An 8,107-nucleotide genomic window follows, 5' to 3' on the forward strand; every position below is an offset into this window, starting at 1 on the left:
CATGTACCCATGAGTAACTGGCTGGAGACGTCCGGCGGCGACACCGCCCGCCCCCTCGCCCAACCGGTACCTGGCGTGCGCGAGGTGCGCTTCGGCCTCGCCGAGCTGCGCGCCGACGACGAGCGGCCGGGCGGGTGGCTGCTGAGCGTCAACGGCATCGCCCAGTCCTACGTCGATCTCGACGATCCGACCTACCTCGAGCTCGAATACATGCGCTACATGGGCTATGTGGTCGATTCCCTGGAACCCGCCGATGCCCCGCTGGACACGGTGCACATCGGCGGCGGAGGCGGCACCTTCCCGCGCTACCTCTCGGCGGTCCGCCCCGGTTCCCGGCACCTGGTCATCGAAGCCGACGAGGCGCTGGCCCGCTTCGTCGACGAACGCCTGGGCCTGCGCTCGGTCCCCGGCGTGGAACTGCGCATCGGTGATGGATCGACCGAGATCGCCACTCTGCCAGCGGATTCCGCACAGCTGGTGGTTGCCGATGCCTTCGAGGGCCTGCGGATGGCGGCGGGCATCACCGGCCCCGCGTTCACCTCCGAGGTGGCCCGGGTCCTGCGGCCGGACGGGGTCTATCTGCTGAATCTGGTGGGTGCTCGAATCCAGCTGGACGACATCCGCTCGACCTTCCCCTACCGTGCGCTGCTCGACGGGGACGTCTTCGCGGGCTACCAGGGCAACCGCGTCCTGGCCGCGAGCCGAGCGCCGCTGCCCCTCGACGCGCTGTACCGCCAAGCGGAACGGGCCTTCCCGCCGTTTCGTGTCGTGGCCGAAGGCCCCGAAACCCGTCCCTAGCGGCGCTGGGTGGCGAGACGAGCAGGGATCAGTGTCGGCACCGTCGATCGCCGGGGGCTCAGTCCGGTATCGACGGTGCCGACTGGAAGGCGGGCTCCGTCCCGGGTCACAGTCCGGTGCGGAGCCCGCCGCTGTCGAGCATTACGCCCGCGCCGAAAACGCTAGGAGGCAAGGCATCTGAAGTGAAATCAATCTTTCGGGTGTAGTCACAACCTCGAGTTGTGATTGCCCGGGACCAGCCGATCAGAGGTGGGGCGGCACCGTGCAGTCCGCGAAATCGGGTTCCTGCAAGAGCTTGACCAGCTCCGGGTGGGTGTCGCGGATGCCGCGAGCCACCTCGACGAACGACCGCACCAGCGCCGACTCCTGGGCGCCGCGCCAGCCGACCGCCACCTCATTGGGCGGGACGTCCGCGACCGGAAGCAGATGCACGCCGGGGAACGGGATCCAGCGCGCGCAGGCCACGGTGAGGACGACACCGACCCCGGTGGCGACCTTGTGCAGCTCCTCGAGCAGCGAGTTCGAGCGCGATATCACCGGGGCCGGAGCGCCGCCGCGAAAGGCGTCCAACTCCCAGAACGCATTCCACACCGGATCGGTGGTGGCGGCCCCGAGCAGCGGCTCGTCGAGCAACTCGTGCGCGTAGACCTCGGCGCGACCGGCCAGCCGATGACCCGTGGGCACCATGACCATCAGCGGTTCGGCGAACAGCGGCTCGAAGTCGACCCCCGCGTCGACGAACGGGCGGCGCGCGAAGGCCACGTCCACCGAGCCCGTGGCGAGTCCCGCCGAGGGGTCCTCATAGGTGAAATGCCGCAACTCCACGGTGATCCCCGGGTGGCGGTGACGGAAGGCCGACAGGATCGGCTCGGTCAGGGTCAGGGCCGCGCCCTCCAGCGCGCCCAGGACCAGTCGGTCCTGCTCACCGCGGTGCACCGACCGCGCCCGCTCGATCGCGACGTCCAGGCCGGTCAGCGCGCTGCGGACATCTTGTAGAAAGACCGCGCCGGCGGCGGTCAGCTCGACATTGCGGGTGGTCCGGGAGAACAACACCACGTCCATCGCATGCTCGAGTTGCTTGATCTGAGTGCTCAAGCCCTGCTGAGAGACATGCAGTCGCTGCGCGGCGCGGGTGAAGCTCAGCTCTTCCGCTACCGCGATGAAGTATTGCAACTGGCGGGTGTGGACTTCCATGAGGCGCAGTCTAGGTCGATGGGCGATGCGAACCGAACTCTATCGCGGAACCGACCGCGCATTGACAAATCGGCCTTGTGAATTGCTCATGAACAATGATTTCTCTTCGCTTCCTGGGTGTTCTAGCGTTTTCGATGGGCTTTTAGCTCGGGCGAGCGCGGCGACAGGAAACGATGATGAATTGGACTGCCCTGGTGGGTTCTCTCTATTCGGCGCAGTACACCGCCTCGGAGCGCCTCGCGGAACCCGGATTGTCGATGCCTCCCAATCCGCCCGCGTCCGTGGAGGCCGTCGCGGCTGCCGAGCGGCGCCTCGGGGTGTGGTTCGACGCCGAGTTCCGCCAGTTTCTGCTGACCTGTGACGGGTGGTCGCGCTACGGGACGGTTCAGCTCTTCGGTGTCGGTGATTTCGCCGCCGGGGAGAAATGGCGGCGGGATTCGGCCTGTGCGCAGCAGTACTTCGATACCGGGGCGTCGGGCACGCTCATCGTGCCCGAGGGGTATCGCCGGGTCCTGGTCGGCAAGACCCTCGCGGCCCAGCGGTTCATCGTGATGCTGTTCCCGACCGGACCGGGCATCGGACCGGCCGCCTGCTGGGACTGCATGGCCGGCATCGACCTCCGCTACCCGAGCTTCGGGGTGTGGGCCGAGCTCGAGGCGTCCGCGATCTCCTACGCCCTGGGCGAGGAGATCGCGGACCGCAGCTGCCCGCGGTGAGCGGCGCGGGCAGCGGACGGAGCGCGGATCAGGCCAGCAGTTTGGCGCGCAGCGCGTCGATGGTGGCCTGATCCAGGCCCAGCCCGTCGCGCACGTACTTGTCGACGCTGCCGTAGAGCCGGTCGACCTCGTCGAAAGCCGCCTCCAGCCACGACAATTCGACCGCCTTCGCGTCGCCGAGCTGCTTGTTGCTGGCCAGGAAGTCGGCGTTCACCACATCGCGGGGCACGCCCAGCACGGTGAGCAGGACGGCGGTGGCCCAGCCGGTGCGGTCCTTGCCGGAGGTGCAGTGGTACACCGTCGCGCCGCCGCTATTTCCGGCGATCGAGCGCAGCAGGGTGCCGAAAGCGACGTCCGAGCCGTGGAAATCGACCATGAACGGGTACTGGATCGACATCTTGAGATCGGACGAGCCGTTGATCAAGCCGTCGATCACGGCGCGCCCCAGCGTGATCACCGGGAACTCGTGGAACGAGATACCGCTGTCGAAGCTGACCACGTCGGCGACCTTGTACTGGGCCCCCGTCGGTACCCGGTCCGGCGCGCCGCTGCGCTCGGAGCCGTTGCGCAGATCCACATCCAGCGTCACGCCCGCCGTGTTGAGCTTGGCCAGATCGGCGTCGGTGAGCTTGTCCAGGCCGTTCGACCGGTAGACCAGGCCCGTGCGGACTGTGCGTCCATCCGCGGTGCGATAGCCGCCGATATCGCGGAAGTTGGTGGCGCCGTCGAGCCGGATCGCCGTCGTGGCGGGCGCCGGCAGGGTGGACACCGGGTCGTCCGCCGCCGCGGAGCCGGACCCCGCCGACCCCGACGACCCGAAACTGCCGGAGCCGGAGCCGGATCCGGAGGCGACATCCGCGGGCTGCGCCGTGGCGGCGGCCGCGCCGAGGGCGGGGCCGAGCGCGATCAGGCCGGCGAGGGCGATGGTCGTGATGTCGGCCCGGCGGGCCCGACGTGGGGACATGTCTACCTACTTACTGTGGGAATTCGGAGACGACTGTTTCTCACGAGAAACCTAGCGGGACAAACGATCCGGGCGGAAACAGAAGTTCCGGAGTCATTGACAAGGCGGGGTTGTCAATGACTCCGAAATTAGGATTTAAGTTCTCCGCCATTGTGCTCTAGCGTTTCCGGGCGTGAGCGGAAGCTCGAATTCTTCACGGGCTCACCGGTAATCGGTTCCGTGTTTCTCCGGAACTGTTGGAAGGAATCATGCGTAAAACATCGAATATTGCCGCCGGAATCGCGGCGACCGCACTGGTGATATCCGGAGCGGGAATCGCCCTCGGTTCCGCGACCGCCGCCGCCGACACCACCTTGTCGGGCTGCGTCCAGCAGCAGCACGTGGACTACAACCCGGGTATCAGCAGCGTCTGGATCACCCACACCTACGACAAGTCCATCAATGTCACCAGCGCGGCGGCCGGCACCCTGGTGACCTACAAGGTCGTGGTCGGGACCACCAGCATCGGCAACCCCTACATCAACTCGATCACCGACTATCCGCCGCCGGGCTTCGACAAGCCGGTCAAGGCCGTCGTCACCGCCTACCACTTCGGTCAGGGCGAGCAGCCCGCCGAGGTGACGCCCGAGCCGAACAACGGCGGCTGGAGCGTCAACAGCACCGGCTGGTTCGTCAACTCCGGCAACCCGGTCACCGCCGAATTCACCTACAAGGTGCCCGCGTCCATCACCGACGGCCAGCAGGTGATGAGCGGCGGCATCAGCGTCGGCGGCACCGTCGGCTCCGGTTCCGACCAGCCGAACATGAGCGTCTGCTTCACCGGCCGCGGCGCGAATCCCGGTGAGGCGCTGCTCGGCAGCCTCGACCAGGGCGGCCTCGGCTCCTCGCAGAACCAGCTCAGCTCGACCGGCTCGGTGACCGACACCATCACCAATGTGATCCGCCGCCTGATCGGCAGCTGATCGGCATCGGTCCGATTCTCCTGGGCCGTGGTGCGCGCGCGGCCGCCACGGCCCAGGACCTTCACCATCGTTCCAAGGAGCAAGTCGTGTCGCCCAGGCGGAGTTTGGCGTCGCTGATCGTGTCGTGCGGTGTGGCCGCGGCCCTGTTCCAGGTCGCGCCCGGCGCGCTGCAGGTCTCCCGGGCCGAGACCGGAGCCCATCTGGATCACATCGATCGCGCGGGGCAACGCCAGCAGATGGTCTACGTGTATTCGGCTGCCATGCAACGGGTTATCCCGCTGCAGGTACTGGCCGCCGCCGACGCGACCACCCCCAGCCCGACGCTGTACCTGCTCAACGGGGCGAGTGGCGGCACCGACGTCACCAACTGGTACAGCCGGACCGACATCGTCTCGTTCTTCTGGAACAAGCGCGTGAACGTGGTGACACCGGTCGGCGGCGAGTTCTCCTATTACACCGACTGGCAGCGCGACGATCCCGCCCTGGGCCGCAACCGCTGGGAGACCTTCCTGACCCGGGAGCTGCCGCCGATCATCGACGCCACGCTGCACACCTCGGGCGTCAATGCGATCGCGGGCGTGTCCATGTCGGCCACCTCGGCGCTGGATCTCGTATCCGCCGCGCCGACGGTGTACTCCGCGGTCGCGGCCTACAGCGGCTGCGCCTCCACCTCCGACCCGGCCGGTCGCGCCTACATCCGGCTGGTGCTGGGCCGCGGCGACGGCAACCCCGCGAACATGTGGGGGACCGACGACGATCCGGCCTGGCGCGCCCACGACATGATCCTCAACGCGGACACCCTGCGCGGCAAGGCGATCTACCTCTCCAGCGGCACCGGGCTGTCCGGCCCGGCCGAGGAGCTCGCCGGGCATTCCGCCCCGGACGAGATCGCCACCAAAGCGGGACAGATGGTGGTGGGCGGAATGATCGAGGCCGCCACCAACTCGTGCACCCACCGCCTCGCCGATCGGCTGCGTGAACTGGATATTCCCGCCCAGGTCGACCTCCGGCCCGTCGGCACCCACACCTGGCACTACTGGCAGGACGACCTGCACAAATCCTGGCCCCTCCTCGCTTCCGCGCTCGGCACGGAATAGCCAGGGGCCGTGCCCAGAAGCACGTCGAGCAAGAGAGCATGGAAACGACAGTGAGACACAGGAACGGCCGGATCGGGTGGATGGCCCGATCAGTGGCCGCGGCGGCCGCCGTGGTGGCCGGATGCACGCTGGGCACCACGGCCCCGCCGGCGATCGCCGCGCCCGCCGCCCTTTCGCCGGTGCACGTGGACGGTTCACAGTTCGTGGACTCCTCCGGGCGGGTGATGCTGCTGCACGGCGTCAACAACGTCGACAAGGAACCGCCCTACTTCACGCCGGGAACCGTCCTGGACGCCCGCGACGCGGAGGTGTTGTCCCGGCACGGATTCAACACGGTGCGGCTCGGCGTCAACTTCGACGGGCTCATGCCGACCAAGGGCGTGGTCGACACCGCGTATCTGGATCGGGTCGCCGGGGTCGTGGACACCCTGGCGCAGTACGGGATTCACACCGTGCTCGACAACCACCAGGACGGATTGTCGAGGATCTGGGACGGCAACGGCTTCCCCGAATGGGCGATCCACGCCCGGCCCGCCGCCGGTGAGAACAATCCCGGATTCCCGATGTTCTATCTGATGCCCAGCATGAACGCGGGCTGGGACGAGGTCTGGAACAACACCTACGGCGTCGTCGACTACCTCGGCCAGGCGCTCGGCGCGCTCGCGGAGAAGATGAACGGCCACCCGGGCGCGATGGGCATCGAGCTGCTCAACGAGCCGTGGCCGGGTTCGGCGTTCCTGTCGTGTTTCCCCAACGGCTGCTCCGGATTCGACGCCAAGTACCAGGGCGTCATGCAGAAGCTGACCGACGCGGTACGCGGCCGCAACGGCGACATCACGGTGTTCTGGGAGCCCAACGTCACCTGGAACGAGACCATGCCCACCAACCTGGGCAAGAACCCGCCGATCAGCGGCCCCGGCATCGCCTTCGCTCCGCACGACTACTGCATCCCCAGCCAGCTGGCCACCTACAGCGGCCTCCCCACCTTCCTGCGCGGTCTGTGCCCGCTGCAGCAGGGCAAGACCTGGGGCAATATCGACGCCTTCACCCATCGCACCGGAATCCCCTCGCTGGTCACCGAATTCGGAGACGGCGACGCGTCGGTGCTGGGCAACACCCTGATCAACGCCGACGATCGGTTCATCGGCTGGCAGTACTGGCACTACAACGGTGGCGACCCGTTCTCCGGCGACATCGGCAGCCAGTTGGTCCGCACCTATCCGCAGGCCACTTCCGGCACCCCCGGCCGCATGATCTTCGACACCGGTTCCGGCGACTTCGCCTACCGCTACACCCCGCGGTCCACCGGCAAGCCGACCGAGATCTACGTCTCGGATCTGCACTACCCCAACGGTTATCAGGTGCGAGTCGACGGCGGCACGGTGACCTCGGCGCCCGGGGCGCGCGTGGTGACCGTCGAGGCGAACGCCTCGACACCGGTGTCGGTGTACATCAATCGGCCCGGCTCCAAGGGCGCGTCCGTGCCCAACGGTCCGGTCGGGACCGGCTCGGCGTCCGGCTCGGCCTCGGGCTCGGCCAGCGGTTCGGGCGGATCGGGCTCGGCCTCCGGCTCGGGCTCTTAGAGAAAGGAATCCACCATGACACTTCGATTCACCGCAGGGGCCACCGCCGCCACGGCTCTGGGGCTCGGAGCCCTGACCCTGTTCGGCGCCGGGTCCGCCATGGCCGCCCCCGGCACGGTCACCTGGACCGACAACGGCACCGTCTACAACCGCACGGTCAGCAACACCACGCCGTCGGTGGGTGAGAAGATCACGATCACCACGAAATTCGAGCGCACCAACGCTACCGACGAGCAGATCAACTGGCTCAAGGACTGGCACCCCACCTGCCTGACCTACGTCACCGATTCCGCCAAGATCATCGACTCCGCCGGAACCCACGGCGTGGAGCCGTACCTGGAGATCCGGCCCGATTTCATCGCCGGCGACTTCACCGCCACCAGCTACAAGGTGATCATCAAGAAGCGCCTGGGTGACGTGCAGCCCGCTACCTTCAGTGCTCAGTACACCGTGGGAGCCGACTGCGCCAAGGGCGCCGCGATGACCACCGGCGTCGAATACCTGTCCAGCCTCGGCCACCATGCCAACTTCAAGACCCAGGGGCCCTCGATCACCGTCGGCGGCACCCCCGGCGGCACCGGTGGCACAGGTAGCGCCGACGCGCTCCCCGGCGGCCTCGGTTCGCTCCTGAGCGGGTTCGGCTCCAGCCGCTAACACCGCGAGTTCTCTTGGCGCAGGCCCGGAACCATCAGGTTCCGGGCCTGTGTGCGTTGCCGTCGAGACCGCACGCGAAAAAGCGGCGCCGAGTCGTTGTTGTTTATGGGCCCCCTTTGGGGTTTTCGCCCCGGGGTCC

At 67.7% G+C, this 8,107-nt stretch carries 8 protein-coding genes; 6 read left to right on the forward strand and 2 right to left on the reverse strand.

Annotated features, from left to right (window positions below):
• The first annotated feature begins 9 nt into the window (after positions 1–9).
• A complete protein-coding gene (locus ABZ412_RS32595) occupies positions 10–798 on the forward strand; it encodes a fused MFS/spermidine synthase (protein WP_357288049.1) in 789 nt (262 codons plus the stop codon).
• A gap of 243 nt (positions 799–1,041) precedes the next feature.
• Here ABZ412_RS32595 and ABZ412_RS32600 read toward each other — a convergent pair whose 3' ends face one another.
• Positions 1,042–1,992, reverse strand: a complete 951-nt coding sequence (locus ABZ412_RS32600) for a LysR substrate-binding domain-containing protein (RefSeq protein ID WP_357288052.1) — start codon at positions 1,990–1,992, stop codon at positions 1,042–1,044.
• Between the two features lie 176 nt (positions 1,993–2,168).
• On the opposite strand from ABZ412_RS32600, the gene ABZ412_RS32605 reads away from it, so the two are divergent.
• The gene (locus ABZ412_RS32605; protein WP_357288055.1) at positions 2,169–2,708 is read left to right on the forward strand and encodes a hypothetical protein; all 540 of its coding nucleotides are present in this window, start codon (positions 2,169–2,171) and stop codon (positions 2,706–2,708) included.
• Positions 2,709–2,736: 28 nt separating this feature from the next.
• On the opposite strand, the gene ABZ412_RS32610 is transcribed toward ABZ412_RS32605, so the two are convergent.
• Positions 2,737–3,672 carry a tyrosine-protein phosphatase gene (locus ABZ412_RS32610; RefSeq protein ID WP_357288058.1) on the reverse strand — a complete coding sequence of 312 codons (936 nt, stop codon included), beginning with the start codon at positions 3,670–3,672 and terminating at the stop codon, positions 2,737–2,739.
• Between the two features lie 248 nt (positions 3,673–3,920).
• Here ABZ412_RS32610 and ABZ412_RS32615 point away from each other — a divergent pair, with 248 nt between their 5' ends.
• The 4 genes from ABZ412_RS32615 (at position 3,921) to ABZ412_RS32630 (ending at position 7,968) form a co-directional block, all read left to right on the forward strand.
• Positions 3,921–4,634, forward strand: a complete 714-nt coding sequence (locus tag ABZ412_RS32615; RefSeq protein WP_357288061.1) for a hypothetical protein — start codon at positions 3,921–3,923, stop codon at positions 4,632–4,634.
• Positions 4,635–4,720: 86 nt separating this feature from the next.
• Positions 4,721–5,731 carry an alpha/beta hydrolase family protein gene (locus ABZ412_RS32620; RefSeq protein ID WP_357288064.1) on the forward strand — a complete coding sequence of 337 codons (1,011 nt, stop codon included), beginning with the start codon at positions 4,721–4,723 and terminating at the stop codon, positions 5,729–5,731.
• 80 nt (positions 5,732–5,811) lie between these two features.
• Positions 5,812–7,314: a cellulase family glycosylhydrolase gene (locus ABZ412_RS32625; RefSeq protein ID WP_357288067.1), complete on the forward strand. Its 1,503-nt coding sequence runs from the start codon at positions 5,812–5,814 to the stop codon at positions 7,312–7,314.
• 15 nt (positions 7,315–7,329) lie between these two features.
• Positions 7,330–7,968 carry a hypothetical protein gene (locus ABZ412_RS32630; RefSeq protein ID WP_357288070.1) on the forward strand — a complete coding sequence of 213 codons (639 nt, stop codon included), beginning with the start codon at positions 7,330–7,332 and terminating at the stop codon, positions 7,966–7,968.
• Positions 7,969–8,107: the final 139 nt, after the last annotated feature.

It is taken from the genome of Nocardia sp. NPDC005746, from assembly GCF_040630785.1.
GTDB lineage: Bacteria > Actinomycetota > Actinomycetes > Mycobacteriales > Mycobacteriaceae > Nocardia.

Bases quoted from the DNA above. Each gene is read 5' to 3' on its own strand.
- ABZ412_RS32600 (WP_357288052.1), bottom strand. From the start codon at position 1,992: ATGGAAGTCCACACCCGCCAGTTGCAATACTTCATCGCGGTAGCGGAA.
- ABZ412_RS32615 (WP_357288061.1), top strand. From the start codon at position 3,921: ATGCGTAAAACATCGAATATTGCCGCCGGAATCGCGGCGACCGCACTG.
- ABZ412_RS32595 (WP_357288049.1), top strand. From the start codon at position 10: ATGAGTAACTGGCTGGAGACGTCCGGCGGCGACACCGCCCGCCCCCTC.
- ABZ412_RS32630 (WP_357288070.1), top strand. From the start codon at position 7,330: ATGACACTTCGATTCACCGCAGGGGCCACCGCCGCCACGGCTCTGGGG.
- ABZ412_RS32625 (WP_357288067.1), top strand. From the start codon at position 5,812: ATGGCCCGATCAGTGGCCGCGGCGGCCGCCGTGGTGGCCGGATGCACG.
- ABZ412_RS32610 (WP_357288058.1), bottom strand. From the start codon at position 3,672: ATGTCCCCACGTCGGGCCCGCCGGGCCGACATCACGACCATCGCCCTC.
- ABZ412_RS32605 (WP_357288055.1), top strand. From the start codon at position 2,169: ATGAATTGGACTGCCCTGGTGGGTTCTCTCTATTCGGCGCAGTACACC.